Source organism: Aromatoleum sp. (assembly GCF_035254505.1).
Taxonomy (GTDB): Bacteria; Pseudomonadota; Gammaproteobacteria; order Burkholderiales; family Rhodocyclaceae; genus Aromatoleum.
This window is the reverse complement of the sequence record NZ_DATFAO010000101.1, coordinates 23543-45721: the sequence shown is the minus strand read 5'-3', so window position 1 is coordinate 45721 and position 22179 is coordinate 23543. Positions and strand designations below refer to the sequence as shown.

Below are 22179 nucleotides of genomic sequence, written 5' to 3'. Positions count from 1 at the left end.
CTTCATCGGAACGGACGAGGACTCAGCGTCGCTGCTCGACCCAGGCCGGAACCGCGGCCAGCGCTTGCGCCAGGTTCTCCGGCTGTGTGCCGCCGGCCTGCGCCATGTCGGGCCGGCCACCGCCCTTGCCACCCACCTGCTGGGCGACCATGTTGACGAGTTCGCCCGCCTTGAGCTGAGCCGTGAGATCCGGCGTCACGCCGGCCACCAGGCTCACGCGCCCGTCGGCGACGGTGGCGAGCACGATCGCGGCGGACTTCAGCTTGTCCTTGAGCTTGTCCATCGTCTCGCGCAGCGTCGCCGCGTCGGCGCCGTCAAGGGTCGCCGCCAGCACCTTGCAGCCCTTGACGTCGACCGCCTGCGCGGCGAGATCGTCACCCTGGCTCGCGGCGAGCTTGGACTTCATGCGCGCCAGTTCCTTCTCCAGCGCACGCACGTTGTCGAGGATGCCCGCGACACGCTCGGCCACGTCTTCCGGCTGCACCTTCAGCAGCGCGGAAATGCCCTGCACGCGTCGCTCCTGCTCCTGCGCGTAGCGCAGCGCCGCCTCCCCGGTCACCGCCTCGATACGGCGCACGCCCGCTGCGACACCGCCTTCCGAAACGATCTTGAAGAGGCCGATATCACCCGTGCGGGCAACGTGCGTGCCGCCGCAAAGTTCCGTGGTCGAACCGATGGTCATCACGCGCACTTCTTCGCCGTACTTCTCGCCGAAGAGCATCATCGCACCGGTCTTCTGCGCGTCCTCGAGCGCCATGATGCGCGCGTCGGTCGCCGCGTTGGCCAGGATCTCCGCGTTCACCAGCTCCTCGACCTCGCGGATTTCCTCGGCCGTCAGCGGCGCGGTGTGCGAGAAGTCGAAGCGCGTCTTCTCCGGATCGACCTGCGAGCCCTTCTGCTGCACATGGGCGCCGAGCACTTCCCGCAGCGCCTTGTGCATCAAGTGAGTCACGGAGTGGTTGCGCGCGGTCCGCCCACGAGCGACGGCATCGACGCGCGCGACGACAGGCTGCGCCACCGCGATCTTGCCGGTCTTCACTACGCCGTGGTGGCCGAACACCGTCGCCTGGATCTTCAGCGTGTCCTCGACCTCGAAGAGGCCCGCGCCTCGGAGTTCGCCGCGGTCGCCGACCTGACCGCCGGACTCGGCGTAGAACGGCGTGTTGTCGAGCACGACCACACCCATCTCGCCCTCAAGAAGTTCATTGACCGTCACGCCGTCGCGGTACAGCGCGAGCACGTTGGCGCGCTCCTCGAGCTTCTCGTAGCCGTGGAAGGTCGTCGCCGGGCCTTCATATTCGAGGTTCGCCGCCATCTTGAACTTGCCGGCCGCACGCGCCTGCTCCTTCTGGCGTGCCATCGCCGCATCGAAGGCCGCCGCATCGACGGTTACTTCGCGCTCGCGGCAGACATCCGCGGTCAGGTCGAGCGGGAAGCCGTAAGTGTCATGCAGCTTGAACGCGGTCTCGCCATTGAAGACGCCATTGCCCGATGCGCTCATCGCCTGCAGCTCGGCTTCGAGGATCGCCATGCCGTTTTCGATCGTCGCGAAGAATCGCTCCTCTTCCTGGCGCAGGATCTCCACGATGCGGGACTGGCCGGCGCGAAGCTCGGGATATGCGTCGCCCATCTCGGCAACGAGGTCCGCCACCAGGCGATGGAAGAACGCGGCACGAGCGCCGAGCTTGTAGCCGTGGCGGATCGCGCGGCGGATGATCCGGCGCAGCACGTAGCCGCGACCTTCGTTGCCCGGGATGACGCCGTCGGCGATCAGGAAGGAGCAGGCGCGGATGTGGTCCGCGAGCACCTTCAGGCTCGGGCTGTCGAGATCGGCGCACTTGGTTTCGCGCGCCGCCGCACGGATCAGGTTCTGGAAGAGGTCGATCTCGTAGTTGCTATGCACATGCTGCAGCACGGCCGAGACGCGCTCGAGGCCCATGCCGGTGTCCACGCTCGGCTTCGGCAGCGGATGCATCACGCCGTTCTCGTCGCGGTTGAACTGCATGAAGACGTTGTTCCAGATCTCGATGTAGCGATCGCCGTCTTCCTCCGGCGATCCCGGGGGGCCGCCCCAGATCTCGGGACCGTGGTCGTAGAAGATCTCGGTACAGGGGCCGCAGGGACCGGTGTCGCCCATCATCCAGAAATTGTCGGACAGGTAGCGCGCGCCCTTGTTGTCGCCGATGCGGATCACACGCTCGGCGGGCACGCCGACTTCCTTCGTCCAGATGTCGTAGGCTTCGTCGTCTTCCGCATAGACGGTGACCCACAGCTTGTCCTTCGGCAGCTTGAAGACGTCGGTCAGCAGCTCCCACGCGTAGCTGATGGCATCACGCTTGAAGTAGTCGCCGAAGCTGAAGTTGCCCAGCATCTCGAAGAAGGTGTGATGGCGCGCCGTGTAGCCGACGTTCTCGAGGTCGTTGTGCTTGCCGCCCGCGCGCACGCACTTCTGCGAGGTCGTCGCACGTGTGTAGGGGCGCTTGTCGAAGCCGAGGAAGACGTCCTTGAACTGGTTCATCCCCGCGTTCGTGAACAGCAGCGTCGGGTCCTCGTGCGGCACCAGCGAGCTGGACGCGACGATCTGGTGACCCTTCGATTCGAAGAACTTCAGGAACTTATCGCGAATTTCAGCGCTTTTCATGGGCAGTTTGATCGAGCTAGAAGTCATGGAACCCGGCGTCCGGGTGAATATGGCAGTTTATCACGCCCGCCGATCGCGCTTTGCGCGGCGGGATGTGGCCGGAGGCGGCCTCCCCCTATAATGGGGGACCCCAACATGGAGACGCTTGATTCATGGGACATCGACTCTCGAAGATCTACACCCGCACCGGTGACGCCGGCACGACTGGCCTCGGCGACGGCAAGCGCGTATCGAAGAACAGCCTGCGCATCCACTCGCTCGGCGAAGTCGACGAATTGAATGCCATCGTCGGGCTGCTGCTGTGCGAAGAACTGCCGGAAGACGTGCGCGCGCTACTTACCGATGTGCAGCACGACCTGTTCGACCTCGGCGGCGAGGTGTGCATTCCCGGCCTGAGCATGATCAGCGGCAAGCAGGTCGAAAAGCTCGAAACCGAACTCGACCGCCTCAACGACCCGCTGGAACCGCTGAAGGACTTCATCCTGCCCGGCGGTACCCGTCCGGCCGCGCTCGCGCATCACGCGCGCACCGTGTGCCGGCGCGCAGAACGCTCGCTGGTCGCATTGGCGCTTGAAGAGGCGGTCAACGATGGCCCCCGTCAATATCTGAACCGCCTGTCGGACCTGCTCTTCGTGCTCGGCCGCGTCCTCAATCGCGCCGGCGGCCGTGGGGACGTGCTGTGGCAGAAGGGCAAGAACGCCTGACGGCCGCATGTTCGAGCCGAGCCCCGTGACGATGCGGCAGCGTAGCACCCAGTACCAGCGGGCGCTGCTGCTGCCGCTGACGATCGCGATCGCCGTCCTGATGACGACGGTCGTGATCGCCGAATACTTCCGCGAGAACCAGGCGCTCGAGACCGAGCGCGAGCGCAACGTCGCCGCGGTGCGCGACGCCTTCGGCCTGGCGATCAGCCGGGATTCGGACAAGCTCGGCGCGACCCTCAAGCCCATCATCCGCAACGCCTATCTCCGCAACTTCTTCCTCAACGGCGAACGACGAGGGCTGCACGACGCCACCGATGAGCTCTTCGAAGCCTTGCGGCGAGATCACGGCATCACGCATTTCTATTTCATCGACAGGAACCGGAAGATGTTCCTGCGCGTGCAGCGCCCGGAAAGCTTCGGCGACCAGATCGACCGCACGACGCTGCTGCAGGCGGAGCAAAGCGGAAAAGCAGCGAGCGGGCTCGAACTCGGACAAAAAGGCGTCTTCACGCTACGCGTCGTGGAGCCTTGGCTCGACGAGGTCGGCAACCGGATCGGCTACATCGAACTCGGCATGGAGATCGACCGCACGCTCGCGCAATTGCATGAGCTCACCGGCGTCGATCTATTCCTGCTCGTCGACAAGCGCTTCCTGAACCGGGACCAATGGGAGGAAGGCATGGACATGGTCGGGCATCTCAGGGACTGGGACCTGATTCCCGACAAGGTCGTCGCCGGGCGCACACGCAATGCAAACGACGTGCTGCTCGCCGCCCATCCCGGCTTTCAGAGCGGAGGCGCTGCGCTGGAGGGCCGACATCGCGCGCACAGCGCCGGCCGTTCGATCGAATTCAGCTCTCAGCCGCTGACCGACGCCTCCGGCCGCACGCTCGGACTCGTGCTGATGGCGCACGACCTGACGGCAATGGAAAGCCGTCAGCAGCGCTTCCTCGCGATCATCGTCGCAGCGGCGCTGGTTTTCGGCACGGCGGTCCTGCTGATCACCAATCGTGCGCTTGCCCGCATCTTCGCCGAACAGAATGCCGTCGCCGAGACGGAAGAAAAGGCGCGCAAGGCGGCAGGCTGACGTGCGTTGCAGCCGCGCTCGCCCTGGGCGCTGCGGCTGCGTTTCAGCCCATCATTCGTAGCTCGTCGCCCGCGCAACGCGCCGCTGGCGCACACCTTCGGCCAGGGTTTCGAGCACGGCCACGCTGTCTTCCCAGCCGATGCAGGCATCGGTGATGCTTTTGCCGTATTCGAGCTCGCGACCCGGCACGAGATCCTGGCGCCCTTCCTTGAGGTGCGACTCGACCATCACACCGAAGATGCGGTCGTCGCCACCGCCGACCTGCTGCGCGACGTCCTGCGCGACGTCGATCTGCAGCCGGTGCTGCTTACGGCTGTTGGCATGCGAGAAATCGATCATGACCTTGCCCGGCACGCCGGAGGCCGCGAGTTCCTTGCATGCCGCGTCGACGCTCGCCGCATCGTAGTTCGGCACCTTGCCGCCGCGCAGGATCACGTGGCAATCCTCGTTGCCGCGCGTCGACACGATCGCGGAGTGCCCGGCCTTGGTCACCGACAGGAAATGGTGCGGCGACTGTGCCGCCTTGATCGCGTCGACCGCGATCCGCATGTTGCCGTCGGTCCCGTTCTTGAAGCCGACCGGACAGGACAGCCCTGATGCGAGCTCCCGATGGACCTGGCTCTCGGTCGTCCGCGCGCCGATCGCACCCCAGGAGATGAGGTCCGCGATGTACTGCGGCGTGATCATGTCGAGGAACTCGGTTGCCGCCGGCAGCCCCAGTTCGTTGATTTCCCACAGCAGCTTGCGCGCGAGGCGCACGCCTTCGTTGATGCGGAAGCTGTTGTCGAGATAGGGATCGTTGATGAGGCCTTTCCAGCCCACGGTCGTGCGCGGCTTTTCGAAATAGACCCGCATCACGATCAGAAGGTCGTCGCGGAAACGCCCAGCTTCCGCCATGAGCTTGCGCGCGTATTCGAGCGCCGCTTCGGGGTCATGGATGGAGCATGGCCCGATCACGACCAGCATTCGGTCGTCGGCGCCGAACAAAATGCGATGAATTGCCTGCCGCGTCTCGAAAGCGACTTCCGCGGCACGGGCCGTGGCCGGAAACTCACGCAACACGTGCGCCGGGGGCACGAGTTCCTTGATTTCCTGGATGCGGACGTCGTCGATGTGGATCTTCATTGAGGCAGACATGTCGAAAACTCTGGTCGGATACGTTGGCGGGTCTTGGATTCTAGCCGAAGTTCGGCCTCGGCCGCGGCCTTGGCGGCCGACGAATCCTTCCATCGACGCTGACTCGGGAATAATCGCGGTGTCCGCGCTGTTCATGCATTACCTTCCAGCCAAGGAGTCGGACCATGAACACGCTCGTCAAAATCGCCCTCCCCGCCCTCACCGCCCTCCTCGGCGCCTGCGGCGGCATGCAGGGCTACGGAAGCGCCTCCACACAACCCGCCCCCGCCACGGCACGCGGCAGCGTGCTCGCCAACGCCTCCGGCATGACGCTCTATACCCTGGACCGCGACCCGGCCGATGCGACGAAGAGCACTTGCAACGGCCCGTGCGCGACGAATTGGCCGCCGCTGATGGCCGCCGCCACCGACAAGGCAAGCGGCGAGTGGGCAATCGTCACGCGCGACGACGGCGGCCATCAGTGGGCCTACAAGGGCAAACCGCTGTACCTCTGGGCGAAGGACAGCAAACCGGGCGACGCGACAGGTGAAGGCGTGAACGGTGTCTGGCACACTGCGAAGCCCTGACCCCGACGTCCCACGCTACGCACGATGATCCCGCGCGACGCCCTGCTGGCCGAGATTCCGCGCCTGCGCCGCTACGCCCGTGCCCTCACGGCGGACGCCGCGCGCGCCGACGACCTCGTCCAGGACACGCTCGAACGCGCGCTGATCAAGGGCCGGCTGTGGCGGCCCGGCAACCTGCGTGCATGGCTGCTGACGATGATGCACAACGTCTTCGTCAATCAGTACCACGCCGGCGCCGCGCTCGACTATCGTGCGCCGGAAGACCTCCCGGAAGTCGCCGTGCGCGGGCGCCAGCTCGATGGCATCGAGATGCGCGACCTCGAACGGGCCCTGCAGCAACTGTCGGTCGAGCACCGGGAGGTCTTGCTCCTCGTGGCACTTGAGGACCTGAGCTACGAGGAGACGGCGAAGGTGCTCGGTGCGCCGATCGGTACCGTGATGTCGCGTCTGTCGCGAGCCCGCGAACGCCTACGCCAGGTGCTTGACGGTCAGTCGGCGCCGGATTATCTGAAGGTGGTGAAATAGCGATGCGACGCCCGATCTGCGAAGACGACCTGCACGCCTGGGCCGACGGCCGGCTCGACGCGGCGCGGCGCGCCGAAGTGGAAGGCTGGCTCGCCGAAGATCCCGCGCGTGCCGAACGCATCGCCGGCTGGCGCCGCGACAGCGAACGCCTGCACGCCGCCTTCGACCCTATCCTCGACGAGCCGATCCCCGCGCGGCTGCGCGCCGTGGTCGAGCGCAAGGAGCGACCTCCGATGCTGCGCGCGGCAGCGATCGTCGCCTGGGTCGTCGTCGGCACCGTGGTCGGCACCGGACTGGGTTATCGGCTCGGCCGCGAAACGTCACCGCCCGCGGACGCGCTCGCCGTTCTGCCCCGCACGGCGGCAGTCGCCCACGCCGTGTATTCGCCCGAAGTGCGCCACCCCGTCGAAGTCGGCGCCGACCAGCAGCAGCACCTCGTCGCCTGGCTCTCGAAGCGGCTCGGCGCCCCCGTGCACGTGCCCGACCTCTCGGCCGACGGCTTTGCCCTGCTCGGCGGACGCCTGCTCCCCGATACCGCAGGCCCCAGCGCCCAATTCATGTACGAAGACGACGGCGGACGACGGCTGACGCTCTACGTCAGCATACGCGACGACGGCCCGGACACCACCGCCTTCCGCTATGCGCAGGAAGGCGACGTCGGCGTCTTCTACTGGGCCGACGGACGCTTCGCCTATGCGCTGTCCGGGCAGTTCAAGCGCGAGACGCTATTGCCGCTCGCAAACGCGGTGCATCACCAGATCACGCCCTGATCCCTCAGCCAGCCGGAGCGCGGAACTTCCGACCCGCCCCCTTGCCGAAGCCGAAACCAGAAGGCCCGCTCCCGAAACGCTCCCCATGCTGATCCTGCCCTCCAACGACACCGCCCCTTCGGAAATCACCCCCCGAGACCTCTTCGACAACCGACGCCGCTTCCTGCAAGCCGCCGGCCTGACGCTCGCCGCCGGTGCGGCAGCATGGATAGGCGCCGTGCCCTCGGCTCGCGCCGCGACGAAGCTCGGCCCGCTCGCCCGCTCACCGCTCAGCACCGACGAAGCGCAGACGCCCTTCAAGTCGGTGACGACCTACAACAACTACTACGAATTCGGCACCGAAAAGGAAGACCCGGCCGAGAACGCCGGGAAACTCCAGGTGCGTCCCTGGACTGTGCGCGTCGAAGGCCTCGTCGGCAAACCGCGCACCTTCGACATCGACGACCTGATCAAACTCGCGCCGCTTGAAGAACGCATCTACCGGCTGCGCTGCGTCGAAGCCTGGTCGATGGTCATCCCCTGGCTCGGATTCCCGCTCTCGGCGCTCCTCAAACAGGTCGAACCGCAAGGCAGTGCGAAGTACGTGCAGTTCGTCAGCCACTACGATCCGAAGATCATGTTGCGGCGGCCGGTGCTCGACTGGCCCTACACCGAAGGCCTGCGCCTGGACGAAGCGATGCATCCGCTCACGCTCCTCACGCTCGGCCTCTACGGCGAAGTCCTGCCGAACCAGAACGGCGCGCCGGTCCGCGTCATCGTGCCGTGGAAATACGGCTTCAAGAGCGCGAAATCGATCGTCGCCATCCGCCTCGTCGAAAAGGAACCTCCGACCGCCTGGAACAAGGCGGCGCCGAGCGAGTATGGCTTCTACTCGAACGTCAATCCGCAGGTCGACCACCCGCGCTGGAGCCAAGCGAGCGAGCGCCGCATCGGCGAATTCCGCAAACGCCCGACCCCGATGTTCAACGGCTACGCCGAGCAGGTCGCGAGCCTTTACCAAGGCATGGACCTGCGCCGCAACTTCTGACCCAGCCCTTGCCCGACATGAACTTCCGCACCCCGACTGCGACGCAGATCGCCGCCATCAAGGCCGTGCTGTTCGCGCTGTGCCTGATCCCCCTCGCCCTGTATATCCAGCGCGGCCTCGACGACGCCCTCGGCGCCAACCCGATCGAAACCATCACGCGCGCCAGCGGCGAATGGACACTGCGCTTCCTGCTGATCACGCTCGCCGTCACCCCGCTGCGCCGCTTCAGCGGACTCAACTGGCTGCTGCGCCTGCGCAGAATGCTCGGACTCTTCACCTTCTTCTACGCCTGCCTGCACGCCACGACCTATTTCTGGCTCGACCAGTTCTTCGACCTGCACGGCATCGCGAAGGACATCCTGAAGCGCCCCTTCATCACCGTCGGCTTCTCGGCCTTGGTGCTCCTCGTGCCGCTCGCCGTCACATCGAGCAACGCGATGATCCGACGCCTCGGCGGACGCCGCTGGCAATCCCTGCACCGCTCGGTGTACGCGATCGGCGTCCTCGCCGTCATCCATTATTGGTGGCTCGTGAAGGCCGACATCCTGAAACCGGCGATCTATGCCGTGCTGCTTGCAGTCCTGCTCGGGATGCGCGGATGGTGGCGCGAACTGGAACGCCGGCGGCAACTCGCGGCCGCGGCGCCCCCTTCTCCCCCACGCGGGAAAGTCATCCCGCTAGTCGTCAAAGCGCCGCGACAAACCTGACGTGCACAGGAAACCACCGACAGGGGCGCCGTCGAAGTCGCGAAGTAAATAGCTCGGACCCCCTAGCCTCCGCCGTGCCGTGTTTCGTGCTGAGGCGTCCGCTTGCGCCAACGAAGCGCGAAATGCGGCACGGCGGAGGCGGCTCGAAGCCCCTCACGCCAACCCCCAAACCTCAGCCCTGCTTCGGCCGAATCGCGTTCTTAGGCCGAAAAGCCTTGATCACCGCCTCGTCGGTCTCGACATAAGGCCCGCCAATGAGATCGATGCAGTAAGGAATCGCGGCAAAGATCCCGACATGACTCACCGAGCCATCAGCCCCACGCAGCCCTTCGAGCGTCTCGCGAATCGACTTCGGCTGCCCCGGCAGATTCACGATCAGGCACTTGCCGCGAATCACCGCCACCTGACGCGACAGAATCGCCGTCGGCACGAAATTCAGGCTGATCCGGCGCATCTCCTCGCCGAAGCCGGGCATCTCCTTCTCGCCCACCGCCAGCGTCGCCTCAGGCGTCACATCGCGCGGCGCCGGCCCCGTACCGCCCGTCGTTAGGATCAGCGAACAACCCGCCGTATCCACCAGATCGATCAGCGTCCGCTCGATCAACGGACGCTCGTCCGGAATCAAGCGCGTCTCGGCGCGCCACGGCGTCGTCAGCGCACGCCCCAGCCAGTCGCGCAGAGCAGGGATCCCCTGGTCTTCATACGTCCCGTCCGAAGCACGGTCGCTGATCGAAACGAGGCCAATCGTAATGTCGTCGCTCATGGGGCTTTCCTGTCACTCAATCTTCGGGTTCGTCGTCCGCCGCATCGCCCGCATCGGCCCCGCCGGCAGCCCCGGCATCCAGATCGCGCAACACACGGAAGATCTCGCGGAACGCGCGCGGCGGCTTGCTCTGCTCGCGCTCCTTCAAGGCGTTGCGCCGCAGCGTGCGCAACTGCTGGAAATCGGCCTCCGGCCACAGCTCGCCGATCGCCTGCAGCGTCTTCTCGTCCTCGATCAGATCCACACGCAACTTCTCGAGACGATGCTGGCGCGCGATCTCAGCCTTCGACACGCCATTGAAGACATCCAACTGCGCGATGATCGGTTCCGGATCGACGTTGCGCATCAGCTTGCCGACATATTGCATCTGCCGCCGCCGCGCCTCGTGCTTCGTCATGCGCTTCGCCTCGCGCACCGCATCCGCGAGCGACTCCGGCATCGGCACCTTCTTCAGCTGGTCCAGCGACAAGGCCACCAGCTGTTCGCCCAGATCCTGCAACGCATGCATGTCGCGCTTGCGCTGGCTCTTGCTGGGCGGCTCCGTACCGGCGTCATCGCCCGGATACGTTTTGTCATGGTCGTCGTGGATCATCAAAAGTACAGTCGGAAGGAACGGGGTAAGATTATAGCCTTTGCTAACCGGTCTCCCGCCCATGTCCGATCAAGGCTTCTCCTTCTCCGCCAGCCAGCTGCAGGATATGGCCGGCAACATCCTCGACTATGCCCGCCAGCGCGGTGCCACCGCGTGCGAAACCGACGTCTCCGAGGGCTTCGGCCACTCCGCGACTGTGCGCAAGGGCGAAGTCGATACTATCGAATACAACCGCGACAAAGGCATCGGCGTCACCGTCTATCTGGGCCAGCAGCGCGGCCATGCCAGCACCTCCGACTTCACCCGCGCGGCGCTCGAAGCGACCGTCGACGCAGCCTTGTCGATCGCCCGCTTCACCGCCCCCGACCCCTGCGCGGGACTCGCCGACGCCGCGCTGATGGCGCGCGACTGCCCGGACCTCGACCTCTACCACCCCTGGCGCCCGAGCGTCGAAGACTCCATCATCACCGCCCGCCGGTGCGAGGAGGCCGCCTTCGCCGTCAGTCCCAAGATCACGAACTCCGAAGGCGCGAGCGTCTCGACCCAGGAGTCCCACTTCGTCTCCGCCAACAGCGCCGGCTTCATGGGCGGCTACGCCAGCTCGCGCCACAGCGTCTCATGCTCGGTCATCGCCGGCGAAGGCGACGGCATGCAGCGCGAATACTGGTACGACAGCCGCCGCGACGCCGCTGAACTGATGGCCGCCGACGCCGTCGGGCAGCGCGCGGCCGAACGGGCACTGGCCCGTCTCGGCGCGCGCAAGATCAAGACCTGCGAAGCGCCGGTGCTCTTCGAAGCCCCGCTCGCCGTCGCCCTCATCGGCAATTTCGTCCACGCCACGAGCGGCGGCTCGCTGTACCGAAAATCCTCCTTCCTCCTCGACAGCCTCGGCCAGCCGGTGTTCTCGCCGATCGTCAACATCGCCGAGCGCCCCCACGTCGCCAAGGCCTTCGGCTCCTCCCCCTTCGACAGCGACGGCGTCGCCACCCAGGATCGGGACGTGGTCGTCGATGGCGTGCTGCAAGGCTACTTCCTGTCGACCTACTCGGCGCGCAAGCTCGGCATGCAGACCACCGGCAACGCCGGCGGATCGCACAACCTGATCGTGCGCAGCGGAGACATGGACTTCGCGGCGCTCATCAAGCACATGGATCGCGGCCTCGTCGTGACCGAACTCCTCGGCCACGGCGTGAACTACGTCACCGGCGACTACTCGCGCGGCGCGGCGGGTTTCTGGGTCGAAAAGGGCAAGATCAAGCATCCGGTCGAGGAAATCACCATCGCCGGCAATCTGCGCGACATGTTCCGCAGCATCGTCGCGATCGGCAACGACGCCCTGCCGCGCGGCGCGAAACACTGTGGTTCGCTGCTGATCGAACGCATGAAGATCGCTGGAAACTGAGGCTCGGCGCGCTCCGCGAGCGATTTTGCGCGATGGGAAAACCCCAATAGCTCGTCGCGCTTACGCTCGGCTATCGTTCCGCGGCCTTGTAAACAAATCCGTCAAACCACACGAGGAGGAGAATATGGAGCGTCGTTCGTTTCTGAAGAAGGCAGGCGTCGGCCTCGCCGCGGGCGCAGGAGTAGCCACGTCGGCTCGCGCGGCCGAACTCCCGTCGATCAAATGGCGCCTGGCGTCCGCTTTCCCGAAGAGCCTCGACACCATTTACGCCGCCGCCGAGATCGTCTCGAAGCGCGTCGCCGAAGCGACCGGAGGCAAGTTCCAGATTCAGGTTTTCGGGGCGGGCGAACTGGTTCCCACCGCGGGCGTCCTCGATGCCGTCAAGGACGGCACCGTCGAAATGGGCCACTCGACCTCGTACTACTTCGTCGGCAAGGACCCCACCTTTGCGTTGGACTGCGCCATCCCCTTCGGCCTCAACAGCCGCCAGCAGACCGCGTGGACCTACGAAGGCGGCGGCATCGATCTGTTGCGCGAGTTCTTCAAGGACTACAACATCTACAACATGCCCTGCGGCAACACCGGCGCACAGATGGGCGGCTGGTTCCGCAAGGAGATCAAGACCGTCAAGGATCTCGAAGGCCTGAAGTTCCGCGTCGGCGGTCTCGCCGGCCAAGTGCTCGCCAAGCTCGGCGTCGTGCCGCAGCAGATTCCCGGCGGCGACATCTATCCGGCGCTCGAGAAGGGCACGATCGACGCAGCGGAGTTCGTCGGCCCCTACGACGACCAAAAACTCGGCCTGAACAAGGTCGCCAAGTACTACTACTACCCGGGCTGGTGGGAAGGCGGCCCGCAGGTGTCGGCCTACGTAAACATCAAGCAGTGGGCAAGCCTGCCGAAGGAATATCAGGCCATCCTCGAGGACGCCTGCTCGCATGCACACGTCGTGATGCAGGCTCGCTACGACGTCAAGAACCCGATCGCCTTGAAGCAACTCGTCGGCTCCGGCACCCAGTTGCGCCCCTTCCCAAACGAGGTCATGGCTGCCTGCTACAAGGCTGCACACGATCTTTACGACGAAATCGCCGCGAAGAATCCGAAGTTCAAGAAGATCTACGACCACTGGAAGAAATTCCGTGACGACCAGCTGCAGTGGTTCGCCGTCGCCGAAAATCGCTTCGACAACTTCATGCAGGCAACTCGCGCCGCCACCGCCAAGAAGTAAGCGCCCGCCCCCCTGCCAATCCCTGCGTCGCCACCAGGCACGCAGGGATTTTTGTTGGTCCGTGACTCCGAGCGCCCCTAGAGACCACGGTCGAAAAAAAGCCCGCGACCGGCGCGGGCTTTTTCGTGTCGGAACGGAACGCGGCCTACTTTTGTCCCTTCAAGGCCTTCTCCAGCGCCTTCGTCGCGTCGTCCTCGGCGGGCGGCGTCTCACCCTCCTTCGCACCTTCGCCACCGTCGATGATGACCGGCTCTTCCGGCATCGACGAATCCGGCGGGACCTCGATCTGGATGTCCTCCACATTGACCTTCGTCTGTTCGCCCAGGCCCGTCGTCACCAACTGCGGGAAGATGATCACCAGCGCAACCATGACGATCTGGATCAACACGAAGGGCACCGCTCCCCAGTAGATCTGCATCGTCTTGATCGGTGCGGTCAGCTTGCCCGTGACCTTATCGACGAACTCGCGTGCAGGCGCGACGCTGCGCAGATAGAACAGCGCGAAGCCGAACGGTGGGTGCATGAAGGACGTCTGCATGTTGATACCCAGCAGCACACCGAACCAGATCAGGTCGATGCCGAGCTTCTCGGCGACCGGCCCGAGCAGCGGCACGACGATGAACGACAGCTCGAAGAAGTCGAGGAAGAAGGCGAGCACGAAGATCATGATGTTCACCACGATCAGGAAGCCCACCTGCCCGCCCGGCAGGTTCAGCAACAACTCCTCCACCCAGCGATGGCCGTCAACACCATAGAAGGTCAGGCTGAACACGCGCGCCCCAACCAGGATGAAGACGACGAAGGACGTCAGCTTCAACGTCGAGTTCATCGCCTGCTCCATCAAGTTGCGCGACAGCCTGCGCCGGGCCACCGCCATGATCAGCGCACCGGTCGCCCCCATCGCGCCGCCCTCGGTCGGCGTCGCGACGCCGAGAAAGATCGTGCCCAGCACCAGGAAGATCAGTGCGAGCGGCGGGATCAGCACGAAGGTCACGCGCTCCGCCAGCCTCGACAGCAGACCCAGCTTCAGCCCCTTGTTCGCGACCGCAATGACGAAGGCGACCGCAATACCCAACATCATGCACACGACGATCAGCTCATCGGTCGGCGTCTCGTCCGGCCGGGTCCGCCCGAACGCGACCGCCGCAGCGACCGACAGGATCGTCAGCACAAGCAGCGACGCGCCCCCGCTCTTGCCGTTCGGCTCCCGGAAAATCCGCGCCTCCGACGGGAGCGCCGGCGCCCACGAGGGGCGGAAGATTGCGACCAGGACGACGTAGCCGACATACAGGCCTGTCAGCACGAAACCCGGGATGAATGCCCCCTTGTACATGTCGCCGACCGAACGCCCCAACTGGTCGGCCATGATGATCAGCACCAGCGACGGGGGAATGATCTGTGCCAACGTTCCCGAGGCCGCGATGACGCCGGACGCAAGGCGGCGGTCGTAACCGTAGCGCAACATGATCGGCAGCGAAATCAGGCCCATCGAGATCACCGACGCCGCCACCACCCCGGTCGTTGCCGCCAGCAGCGCGCCGACAAAGACCACTGCGAACGCGAGACCGCCCCGCACCGGACCGAAGAGCTGCCCAATCGTGTCGAGCAGATCCTCCGCCATCCCGGACCGCTCAAGGATCAAGCCCATGAACGTGAAGAAGGGAATCGCGAGCAAGGTATCGTTGCTCATGACGCCGAAGATCCGCTCCGGCATCGCGCCGAACAGGGTCGGATGCAGCAGCCCGAGTTCGATGCCGACCAGACCGAAGACGATGCCGTTCGCCGCCAGCGCGAACGCGACCGGGTAACCCAACAGCAGGAAGAGCACCATGGCGGCGAAGATGACGGGCGCCATGTTGTGGGCGATGAGCTCAATCATTCTTCTTCGCCTCCTGCATCTTGCGGATCTCCTCGATCAGGTTCTCCTCGGCAGTCGGCTGGTCGTGCTGTTCCGTCGGATCCGGAATCAGCCCCTGCAGCACCGCGATACGCTTGATCAATTCAGAAATCCCCTGCAGCCCGAGCAGGACGAAACCGACCGGTACCAGCAGCTTGGCGGGCCACAGTGTCAAGCCGCCGGCATTTGCCGATACCTCGCCCGAGGTGAAGGAGTTCACGAACCAGGGCACCGACAGCCAGATCATCATCGCGCACAGGGGCAACAGGAAGACCAGCGTGCCGAAGATCTCGATCTTGTGCTGCGTCCGCTTCGAGAAGCGCCCCGCCAGGACGTCGATCCGCACATGTTCGTTGTGTCGCAAGGTGTAAGCGGCACCGAGCAGGAAGACACCGGAGAACAGATACCACTGGATCTCGAGAAAAGCGTTCGAGCTGACGCTGAACACTTTACGCACCACGGCATTTGTTGCGCTGATCAGTACCGCGATCAAAACGAGCCAGATCGCGCTTCGCCCGATCCGCTCGTTCAACCCGTCGATCAGACTCGACAGCTTTATAAATGACGACACCCGTCTCCTCCCTGGCAGTCTAGAATTCGTGCCTAAGCCCCTGCTACCGCAGGGCGCAGTTTCGTAACATGGAATTATCCCTGGCACCCTGTGGACGTAAATCAGGGGAAACGCTAGGAGACGTCCTCCACCAAAGCGCTGCGGCGGCCCTTTGCGACCGCAATGCACGCCGAACGATAGCGCATCATCATTCTGCCGGAACAGCACGTCATGAAGACTCGCCTTTGCCTCGTCCGACACGGGGAAACTGCCTGGAACACCGAACAGCGCCTACAAGGCCACCTCGACATCCCCTTGAACCCGACCGGCGAAGCGCAGGCGTTGGCCACTGCGGCCAGCCTCGCGACCGAGCACTTCGCCACGATCTATTGCAGCGACCTGCAACGTGCCAAACAGACCGCCGCGGCGATCAGCCGCCAACGCGCGAGCCGTGTCGAATACCAGCCGCACCTGCGCGAACGCCATTACGGCCACTTCCAGGGCCTGACCTATGCCGAAGCCGAAGCCCGCTTCCCCGAGGATTACCGCCGCTTCAAGCAGCGCGACCCGCAATTCACCTTCCCCGGCGGAGGTGAAAGCCTTGCCGACTTCGCACAGCGCATCGCCGACGTCTTGAGCCAGGTCGCCGCCCGACATCGCGGCGAGCAGGCGCTGATCGTTACCCATGGCGGAGTGCTAGACATCGTGCACCGACTCGCTTCGGGCAAGCCGCTCAACACCCCCCGCGACTTCACGATCCCGAACGCCGCACTCAACTGGATCGAGTACGACGGATCGCACTGGCAGCTCATCAGCTGGGCCGACAAACGCCATCTCGAAGCGGCCCGCGACGAGCTTCCGAACGCCTGACCGACGCCGATTTGGCATGCCCCCTGGCGGTGCATGTTAATATTCTCCTTTGAACCCACCCCATCGAGACTGTTTTCATGTTCTCTGCGCAAGACACCCTCGCCAAGGTCGATCCCGAAGTTTCGGCCGCCATCCAAGCTGAAAATCGCCGTCAGGAAGATCACATCGAACTGATCGCGTCGGAAAACTACGTTTCCAACGCCGTGATGGAAGCGCAGGGTTCGCAGCTCACGAACAAGTACGCCGAGGGCTACCCCGGCAAGCGCTATTACGGCGGCTGCGAGCACGTCGACGTCGTCGAGCAGATCGCCATCGATCGCCTGAAGAAGCTCTTCGGCGCCGACGCCGCCAACGTGCAGCCGAACTCAGGCTCGCAGGCCAACCAGGCCGTGCTGATGGCCTTCGCCAAACCGGGCGATACCATCATGGGCATGAGCCTCGCCGAAGGCGGTCACCTCACCCACGGCATGCCGCTCAACATGTCCGGCAAGTGGTTCAACGTCGTCGCCTACGGCCTGAACGACAAGGAAGAGATCGATTACGAGCAGATGGAGCGCCTCGCGCGCGAGCACAAGCCGCGCATCATCATCGCCGGCGCCTCCGCCTACTCGCTGCGCATCGACTTCGAACGCTTCGCTAAGATCGCGAAGGAAATCGGCGCGATCTTCTGGGTCGACATGGCCCATTACGCCGGCCTGATCGCCGCGGGCTACTACCCGAACCCCGTGCCGCACGCCGACGTCGTCACCTCGACCACGCACAAGACGCTGCGCGGCCCGCGCGGAGGCATCATCCTGATGAAGGCCGAGCACGAAAAGGCCATCAATTCGGCGATCTTCCCAGGCCTGCAGGGCGGCCCGCTGATGCACGTCATCGCCGGCAAGGCCGTCGCCTTCAAGGAAGCGGCGACGCCGCAGTTCCGCAACTACCAGGAACAGGTCATCGCCAACGCCCGCGTCATGGCGCGCGTACTCGGTGAAGAGCGCGGTCTGCGCATCATCTCCGGCCGCACCGAAAGCCACGTGTTCCTCGTCGACCTGCGCTCGAAGAACATCACCGGCAAGGCCGCCGAAGCCGTGCTGGGCGCCGCGCACATCACCGTCAACAAGAATTCGATCCCGAAGGACCCGGAAAAGCCCTTCGTCACCTCCGGCATCCGCATCGGCTCGCCGGCGATGACCACGCGCGGCTTCACCGAGATCGAAGCCGAGCAGATCGCGCACCTGATCGCCGACGTGCTCGACGCGCCGGAAGACGCTGAGGTCCTCGAACGCGTCCGCGGCAAGGTCGCCGAGCTGTGCGCGCGTCACCCCGTTTACGGCAAGTAAGTGACAGCCAGCCACGTTTCGATGGCTGAAGACCGGGGCGTGCCGAGCAAGAGCGGCGCGCCCCGCTTTTTTTCCGCGTGAGTTCGACAGGGCCTCGCGACCATGAAATGTCCCTTCTGCGGCGATCCGAACACCCAGGTCACCGACACCCGTGAAAACGAGGACGGCGAAGTCGTCCGCCGCCGCCGCCGCTGCGCGAAGTGCGACAAGCGCTTCACGACCTACGAGCGCATCGACCTGAAGATGCCGCACATCATCAAGCGGAACGGCATCCGCACTGAATTCGATCACGCGAAGCTCTCCAGCAGCATGAAGCTCGCGCTGCGCAAGCGCCCCGTCTCGCTCGACGCACTCGAAGCCTCCATCGACCGCATCGAGGCGAAGCTGCTGTCGATGGGCGAGACCGAAGTGCCGAGCGAAAAGATCGGCGAACTCGTCATGCGCGAACTGAAGCGGCTCGACAAGGTCGCCTATATCCGCTTCGCATCGGTGTATCGCAATTTCGCCGACGTTGACGAGTTCTCCGAAGTCATCCGCGAAGTGAAATCACGGCCGAAGCGCCGCGGGACCGACTCCACTCCGAATTCCGAGAATGACCTTTTCGGCAACTGATCATCGCGCGATGGCGCGCGCCCTCGAACTCGCAGCGCTCGGCCTCCATAGCACCACCCCCAATCCGCGCGTCGGCTGCGTCTTGATTCGCGACGGCGAGGTGGTCGGCGAAGGCTGGCATCGTCGCGCCGGCGAAGCGCACGCCGAAATCGAGGCCTTGCGCGTTGCGGGCGAGGCCGCCCGCGGCGCGACCGCCTACGTCACGCTCGAACCCTGCTCCCATCACGGCCGCACGCCGCCCTGTGCGGACGCCCTCGTCGCCGCCGGCGTCGCTTCGGTCGTGGCGGCGATGGAAGACCCTAATCCGCTCGTCGCCGGCCGAGGCCTCGCGCGCCTGCGCGCTGCCCGGATTCCCGCGACGGCCGGCCTGATGGCCGACGAGGCACGCGAGCTCAACATCGGCTTCGTGTCCCGCATGACGCGCGGACGCCCGTGGCTACGCCTCAAGGCCGCCGGCACGCTCGACGGCAAGACGGCGCTCAATAACGGCGTCAGCCAATGGATCACGGGCGAGGCCGCCCGTCGCGACGGCCATCGCTGGCGTGCACGCGCGTGCGCGATCCTGACGGGCATCGGCACCGTCCGCAAAGACGATTCGCAACTCACCGTGCGCGCGATTCCCTGCGATCGCCAACCCGCCCGCGTGCTCGTCGACGCGCGGCTCGAAGTCCCGCTCTCGGCAAAGATCCTGCAAGGCGGCACAACGCTGATTGCCGCCGCCACCGGCGACGAGGCGAAGATCGCCGAGCTCACTGCGCGCGGCGTCGAGATCATGATGTTGCCGAACTCCCAGGGCAAGGTCGATTTGTCGGCGCTGATGCTGGAACTCGGCCGCCGGGGATTCAACGAGGTCCACGCCGAGGCCGGTTTCCGGCTCAACGGCTCTCTGCTGCGCGAAGGCTGCGTCGACGAGCTGCTGCTCTACCTCGCGCCGATGCTGGTCGGCGATGCCGCGCAAGGACTCTTCAATCTCGCCGAGCTGACCCGCCTCGACGAGGCCGTGCGACTCGATGTCCGCGACTTGCGCCGCGTCGGCGAAGACCTGCGCCTCATTGCACGCCCGCGCCGGGCCTGAGGCTTCGAGTCCCGCTCGGCTGTCCAGCTCAGAGATCAGTTATCCCGGGACCCGCATACGGCGCAGCCCGGATCGCGCCCGAGCGTCACGCTGCGCCATTCCATGGCCAGGCCATCGAGCAGCAATAGCCGCCCGTCCAGAGTGGTTCCGCAGCCCACCAGCAACTTCAGCGCTTCCGCAGCCTGCGTGGCGCCAATGATGCCGGTCAGCGGCGCAAAGACACCCATCACCGCGCAGCGGATCTCCTCGACGTCCAGCCCCTCGGGGAACAGGCAGTGATAACAGGGGCTGTCCGCCTGCCGCAGGTCGAATACCGAGACCTGTCCGTCGAAACGGATCGCCGCGCCGGAAACCAGCGGCTTGCGGAAACGCACGCAGGCCCGGTTGATCGCGTGGCGCGTGGCGAAATTGTCCGAGCAATCGAGCACGACGTCGGCGGCAGCGACTTGCGCCTCCAACGCCCCGGCTTCGAGGCGTTGCGCGAGTGTCTCCACACGCGTTAGCGGATTGAGCCGCAGCAGAGTATCCCGCCCCGACTCGACTTTCGGCCGGCCCACGCCTTCGGCGCTGTGCAGGATCTGACGCTGCAGGTTCGTCAGATCCACCGTATCGCCGTCGCACAGCACAAGCGTGCCCACACCGGCCGCCGCAAGATACATCGCCGCGGGAGACCCGAGCCCCCCCGCCCCGACGATCAGCACCCGCCCCGCAAGAATGGCTTCCTGCCCCTCCACCCCGATTTCCGGAAGGAGGATGTGGCGGCTGTAGCGCAGCAATTGATCGTCATTCATCAGGGGGATAGGCTTCACTTGTAATCGCGGATTTCGGGCGGAGTGTCGTCGTGATCGCCGTGCAAATGATGGTCGTACGCCTGGATATAGACTTCATTCGATTTCTTGATCAGGCGTTCCGGCGATTCGAGATTGTGGCGCTGCGTTTCCTCGCAGAAATACACGATCGCGCGCATCAGCCTGGCGTATAGCGTGTTTTCGAGGTGGAAGCCGGCGTCGGAAAGCGCGTTCTCCAGCGTCTCGAGCGAGTAGTCGAGCACGGAGTACGAAACGCACAGGACGTGCAGCCTTGCCGTACGTTCGACGCTCAGCCCGCGCAGGATGCCGAGCGACACGATCGCCCGTTCCAGTTGCCCCGGGGGCCAGGGTGCGAAGCGGATCTCGCGTTCCTTGCGCAGTCCAGCAGCGGCGACGGGGTGGTCATGATGTCTGCCGGCCAGCCTGTATGCTGTTTCGCGCCGCATCATGACCTCCCCTTATCACCTCATTATTTCTTATTCTGGACGATCTGCAGTCCCTTGAGAAGGTTGAGCGCCTGTCCCAGCTGGTAGTCGTCCTTGCCGGCGAATTCAAACCGGTGCGGCGACGCAGCTTCGTCGTCGTTCGGTTGCTGCTTGGAGGCATCCGCCCCGTTCTTCGCCTTGCCCGCTTCCGGATCCTTGTCGTTGCCGAGGTGGCCGTCCAGATCGGCTTCACGCAGGCGGCGCGACGAACCGTTGGCGGTTTCGTCGACGACGATATCGGGCTCGATGCCCTTAGCCTGGATCGAACGGCCGCTCGGCGTGTAGTAGCGTGCGGTCGTGAGCTTGATCGCCGTGCTGTTGTTGAGGGGCAGAATGGTCTGCACCGAGCCCTTGCCGAAGGTCTGCGTCCCCATCACGACGGCACGATGATGATCCTGGAGCGCGCCGGCAACGATTTCGGACGCGGATGCGCTGCCGCCGTTCACCAACACCACCATCGGCACCTTGCGTGCGTCGGCCGGCAGGCTCTTCAGGAAGTCCTCGCGCGTCCCGCGCAGGTAGTCTTCGGCCGACGCGCGATATTCACGCTTGGCGTCCTCGGTCCGCCCGTCGGTCGACACAACCAGCGTGCTCGGCGGCAGGAAGGCTGCAGCCACGCCGACCGCGCCATGCAGCAGGCCGCCCGGGTCGTTGCGCAGATCCAGCACCAGCCCCTTCAGGTCGCCGCCCTTCGACAGCTTGCCCAACTGCTCGACGACCGACTGCGCCGTGTTCTCCTGGAACTGGGCCACGCGGAGGTAACCATAGCCCGGCTCGATGGCCTTGGACTTGACGCTCTGGACCTTGATCACCTCGCGCGTGAGCTTCACGATGATCGGCTTCTGCTCGCCCTTGCGCGCGATCGTCAAAGTGATGTCGGTCTTCGGCTTGCCGCGCATGCGCTTGACGGCGTCGTTGAGGTTCATGCCCTTCACCGGCGTGTCGTCGAGCTTGACGATCAGGTCGCCCGTCTTGACGCCGGCGCGAAAGGCCGGGGTGTCCTCGATCGGCGAGATCACCTTGACGAAGCCGTCTTCCATGCCGACTTCGATGCCCAGCCCGCCGAACTCGCCATGCGTGCCGACCTGCAATTCCTTGTAGGCTTCCGCATCGAGATAGGCCGAATGCGGATCGAGGCCGCTCAGCATGCCACTGATGGCATGGTTGATCAGGCTCTTGTCCTCGACGGGCTCGACGTATCCCTGCTTGATTGCATTGAACACATCGGCGAACGCGCGCAATTCCTCCACCGGCAACTGCGCCTGCGACACGCGGTCCGCGTTGGCGGAGAAATTGAGGCTGATCAGAACGCCGGCGAACACGCCGGTCATGACCAACCCTACCTTTTGAAGCTTGTTGCGCATGAGCACTCCATCGAGGAAATTTCGCCCGGCCCGCGCCGGAAAG

General features: G+C 65.0%; 22 protein-coding genes. 13 read left to right on the top strand and 9 right to left on the bottom strand.

Going from position 1 to position 22179, the window contains the following annotated elements; genetic code table 11:
• Window positions 1-22: 22 nt before the first annotated feature.
• Complete coding sequence (gene alaS, locus VJ673_RS22705; RefSeq protein WP_324128452.1) at window positions 23-2641, bottom strand: alanine--tRNA ligase; 2619 nt, start codon at window positions 2639-2641, stop codon at window positions 23-25.
• Window positions 2642-2793: 152 nt separating this feature from the next.
• On the opposite strand from alaS, the gene VJ673_RS22700 reads away from it, so the two are divergent.
• On the top strand, window positions 2794-3345 hold the full coding sequence (locus tag VJ673_RS22700; RefSeq protein WP_324128451.1) for a cob(I)yrinic acid a,c-diamide adenosyltransferase: 552 nt from the start codon (window positions 2794-2796) through the stop codon (window positions 3343-3345).
• A 7-nt stretch (window positions 3346-3352) separates the two neighbouring features.
• On the top strand, window positions 3353-4432 hold the full coding sequence (locus tag VJ673_RS22695; RefSeq protein ID WP_324128450.1) for a cache domain-containing protein: 1080 nt from the start codon (window positions 3353-3355) through the stop codon (window positions 4430-4432).
• A 51-nt stretch (window positions 4433-4483) separates the two neighbouring features.
• On the opposite strand, the gene aroG is transcribed toward VJ673_RS22695, so the two are convergent.
• Window positions 4484-5569: a 3-deoxy-7-phosphoheptulonate synthase AroG gene (gene aroG / locus VJ673_RS22690; RefSeq protein ID WP_324128449.1), complete on the bottom strand. Its 1086-nt coding sequence runs from the start codon at window positions 5567-5569 to the stop codon at window positions 4484-4486.
• 164 nt (window positions 5570-5733) lie between these two features.
• Here aroG and VJ673_RS22685 point away from each other — a divergent pair, with 164 nt between their 5' ends.
• The 5 genes from VJ673_RS22685 to msrQ all read left to right on the top strand — a co-directional run bounded on the left by VJ673_RS22685 (window position 5734) and on the right by msrQ (window position 9164).
• Window positions 5734-6135, top strand: coding sequence for a COG4315 family predicted lipoprotein (locus VJ673_RS22685; protein ID WP_324128448.1), 402 nt, complete (start codon window positions 5734-5736; stop codon window positions 6133-6135).
• A gap of 24 nt (window positions 6136-6159) precedes the next feature.
• On the top strand, window positions 6160-6660 hold the full coding sequence (locus VJ673_RS22680; protein ID WP_324128447.1) for a sigma-70 family RNA polymerase sigma factor: 501 nt from the start codon (window positions 6160-6162) through the stop codon (window positions 6658-6660).
• 2 nt (window positions 6661-6662) lie between these two features.
• Window positions 6663-7430: an anti-sigma factor family protein gene (locus VJ673_RS22675; RefSeq protein ID WP_324128446.1), complete on the top strand. Its 768-nt coding sequence runs from the start codon at window positions 6663-6665 to the stop codon at window positions 7428-7430.
• 85 nt (window positions 7431-7515) lie between these two features.
• Window positions 7516-8457 carry a protein-methionine-sulfoxide reductase catalytic subunit MsrP gene (gene msrP, locus VJ673_RS22670; RefSeq protein WP_324128445.1) on the top strand — a complete coding sequence of 314 codons (942 nt, stop codon included), beginning with the start codon at window positions 7516-7518 and terminating at the stop codon, window positions 8455-8457.
• 17 nt (window positions 8458-8474) lie between these two features.
• Window positions 8475-9164, top strand: a complete 690-nt coding sequence (msrQ, locus tag VJ673_RS22665) for a protein-methionine-sulfoxide reductase heme-binding subunit MsrQ (RefSeq protein WP_324128444.1) — start codon at window positions 8475-8477, stop codon at window positions 9162-9164.
• A gap of 172 nt (window positions 9165-9336) precedes the next feature.
• Here the strand turns inward: msrQ and mog are convergent, their stop codons facing one another.
• Window positions 9337-9927, bottom strand: coding sequence for a molybdopterin adenylyltransferase (gene mog / locus VJ673_RS22660; protein ID WP_324128443.1), 591 nt, complete (start codon window positions 9925-9927; stop codon window positions 9337-9339).
• Window positions 9928-9943: 16 nt separating this feature from the next.
• Entirely contained in the window at window positions 9944-10519 is a 576-nt protein-coding gene (gene yjgA, locus VJ673_RS22655) for a ribosome biogenesis factor YjgA (RefSeq protein ID WP_324128471.1), read from the bottom strand.
• Window positions 10520-10580: 61 nt separating this feature from the next.
• Here yjgA and pmbA point away from each other — a divergent pair, with 61 nt between their 5' ends.
• The gene (gene pmbA / locus VJ673_RS22650) at window positions 10581-11921 is read left to right on the top strand and encodes a metalloprotease PmbA (RefSeq protein WP_324128442.1); all 1341 of its coding nucleotides are present in this window, start codon (window positions 10581-10583) and stop codon (window positions 11919-11921) included.
• A 124-nt stretch (window positions 11922-12045) separates the two neighbouring features.
• Window positions 12046-13146, top strand: coding sequence for a TRAP transporter substrate-binding protein (locus VJ673_RS22645; protein WP_324128441.1), 1101 nt, complete (start codon window positions 12046-12048; stop codon window positions 13144-13146).
• A 145-nt stretch (window positions 13147-13291) separates the two neighbouring features.
• Here VJ673_RS22645 and VJ673_RS22640 read toward each other — a convergent pair whose 3' ends face one another.
• Window positions 13292-15025, bottom strand: a complete 1734-nt coding sequence (locus tag VJ673_RS22640; protein WP_324128440.1) for a TRAP transporter large permease — start codon at window positions 15023-15025, stop codon at window positions 13292-13294.
• Window positions 15018-15614, bottom strand: a complete 597-nt coding sequence (locus tag VJ673_RS22635; RefSeq protein WP_324128439.1) for a TRAP transporter small permease subunit — start codon at window positions 15612-15614, stop codon at window positions 15018-15020. Before VJ673_RS22635 ends, VJ673_RS22640 begins: the two co-directional genes overlap by 8 nt.
• A gap of 210 nt (window positions 15615-15824) precedes the next feature.
• Here VJ673_RS22635 and VJ673_RS22630 point away from each other — a divergent pair, with 210 nt between their 5' ends.
• The 4 genes from VJ673_RS22630 (at window position 15825) to ribD (ending at window position 19478) form a co-directional block, all read left to right on the top strand.
• Window positions 15825-16463 carry a histidine phosphatase family protein gene (locus VJ673_RS22630; RefSeq protein ID WP_324128438.1) on the top strand — a complete coding sequence of 213 codons (639 nt, stop codon included), beginning with the start codon at window positions 15825-15827 and terminating at the stop codon, window positions 16461-16463.
• Window positions 16464-16540: 77 nt separating this feature from the next.
• Window positions 16541-17791: a serine hydroxymethyltransferase gene (glyA, locus tag VJ673_RS22625; RefSeq protein WP_324128437.1), complete on the top strand. Its 1251-nt coding sequence runs from the start codon at window positions 16541-16543 to the stop codon at window positions 17789-17791.
• A gap of 102 nt (window positions 17792-17893) precedes the next feature.
• Entirely contained in the window at window positions 17894-18403 is a 510-nt protein-coding gene (gene nrdR, locus VJ673_RS22620) for a transcriptional regulator NrdR (RefSeq protein WP_015434652.1), read from the top strand.
• A complete protein-coding gene (gene ribD, locus VJ673_RS22615) occupies window positions 18384-19478 on the top strand; it encodes a bifunctional diaminohydroxyphosphoribosylaminopyrimidine deaminase/5-amino-6-(5-phosphoribosylamino)uracil reductase RibD (RefSeq protein ID WP_324128436.1) in 1095 nt (364 codons plus the stop codon). Before nrdR ends, ribD begins: the two co-directional genes overlap by 20 nt.
• 35 nt (window positions 19479-19513) lie before the next feature.
• On the opposite strand, the gene VJ673_RS22610 is transcribed toward ribD, so the two are convergent.
• Genes VJ673_RS22610 through VJ673_RS22600 form a run of 3 tightly spaced genes read right to left on the bottom strand, consistent with a single transcriptional unit; the run spans window position 19514 to window position 22136 of the window.
• The gene (locus VJ673_RS22610; RefSeq protein WP_324128435.1) at window positions 19514-20269 is read right to left on the bottom strand and encodes a HesA/MoeB/ThiF family protein; all 756 of its coding nucleotides are present in this window, start codon (window positions 20267-20269) and stop codon (window positions 19514-19516) included.
• 14 nt (window positions 20270-20283) lie between these two features.
• The gene (locus VJ673_RS22605) at window positions 20284-20733 is read right to left on the bottom strand and encodes a hypothetical protein (RefSeq protein WP_324128434.1); all 450 of its coding nucleotides are present in this window, start codon (window positions 20731-20733) and stop codon (window positions 20284-20286) included.
• A gap of 23 nt (window positions 20734-20756) precedes the next feature.
• The gene (locus VJ673_RS22600; protein ID WP_324128433.1) at window positions 20757-22136 is read right to left on the bottom strand and encodes a S41 family peptidase; all 1380 of its coding nucleotides are present in this window, start codon (window positions 22134-22136) and stop codon (window positions 20757-20759) included.
• Window positions 22137-22179 lie beyond the last annotated feature (43 nt).

Bases quoted from the DNA above. Each gene is read 5' to 3' on its own strand.
- aroG (WP_324128449.1), bottom strand. From the start codon at position 5,569: ATGTCTGCCTCAATGAAGATCCACATCGACGACGTCCGCATCCAGGAA.
- VJ673_RS22695 (WP_324128450.1), top strand. From the start codon at position 3,353: ATGTTCGAGCCGAGCCCCGTGACGATGCGGCAGCGTAGCACCCAGTAC.
- VJ673_RS22685 (WP_324128448.1), top strand. From the start codon at position 5,734: ATGAACACGCTCGTCAAAATCGCCCTCCCCGCCCTCACCGCCCTCCTC.
- VJ673_RS22640 (WP_324128440.1), bottom strand. From the start codon at position 15,025: ATGATTGAGCTCATCGCCCACAACATGGCGCCCGTCATCTTCGCCGCC.
- msrP (WP_324128445.1), top strand. From the start codon at position 7,516: ATGCTGATCCTGCCCTCCAACGACACCGCCCCTTCGGAAATCACCCCC.
- VJ673_RS22645 (WP_324128441.1), top strand. From the start codon at position 12,046: ATGGAGCGTCGTTCGTTTCTGAAGAAGGCAGGCGTCGGCCTCGCCGCG.
- alaS (WP_324128452.1), bottom strand. From the start codon at position 2,641: ATGAAAAGCGCTGAAATTCGCGATAAGTTCCTGAAGTTCTTCGAATCG.
- VJ673_RS22610 (WP_324128435.1), bottom strand. From the start codon at position 20,269: ATGAATGACGATCAATTGCTGCGCTACAGCCGCCACATCCTCCTTCCG.
- mog (WP_324128443.1), bottom strand. From the start codon at position 9,927: ATGAGCGACGACATTACGATTGGCCTCGTTTCGATCAGCGACCGTGCT.
- VJ673_RS22680 (WP_324128447.1), top strand. From the start codon at position 6,160: ATGATCCCGCGCGACGCCCTGCTGGCCGAGATTCCGCGCCTGCGCCGC.
- VJ673_RS22675 (WP_324128446.1), top strand. From the start codon at position 6,663: ATGCGACGCCCGATCTGCGAAGACGACCTGCACGCCTGGGCCGACGGC.
- VJ673_RS22700 (WP_324128451.1), top strand. From the start codon at position 2,794: ATGGGACATCGACTCTCGAAGATCTACACCCGCACCGGTGACGCCGGC.
- VJ673_RS22605 (WP_324128434.1), bottom strand. From the start codon at position 20,733: ATGCGGCGCGAAACAGCATACAGGCTGGCCGGCAGACATCATGACCAC.
- glyA (WP_324128437.1), top strand. From the start codon at position 16,541: ATGTTCTCTGCGCAAGACACCCTCGCCAAGGTCGATCCCGAAGTTTCG.
- VJ673_RS22630 (WP_324128438.1), top strand. From the start codon at position 15,825: ATGAAGACTCGCCTTTGCCTCGTCCGACACGGGGAAACTGCCTGGAAC.
- VJ673_RS22600 (WP_324128433.1), bottom strand. From the start codon at position 22,136: ATGCGCAACAAGCTTCAAAAGGTAGGGTTGGTCATGACCGGCGTGTTC.
- ribD (WP_324128436.1), top strand. From the start codon at position 18,384: ATGACCTTTTCGGCAACTGATCATCGCGCGATGGCGCGCGCCCTCGAA.
- pmbA (WP_324128442.1), top strand. From the start codon at position 10,581: ATGTCCGATCAAGGCTTCTCCTTCTCCGCCAGCCAGCTGCAGGATATG.
- msrQ (WP_324128444.1), top strand. From the start codon at position 8,475: ATGAACTTCCGCACCCCGACTGCGACGCAGATCGCCGCCATCAAGGCC.
- nrdR (WP_015434652.1), top strand. From the start codon at position 17,894: ATGAAATGTCCCTTCTGCGGCGATCCGAACACCCAGGTCACCGACACC.
- yjgA (WP_324128471.1), bottom strand. From the start codon at position 10,519: ATGATCCACGACGACCATGACAAAACGTATCCGGGCGATGACGCCGGT.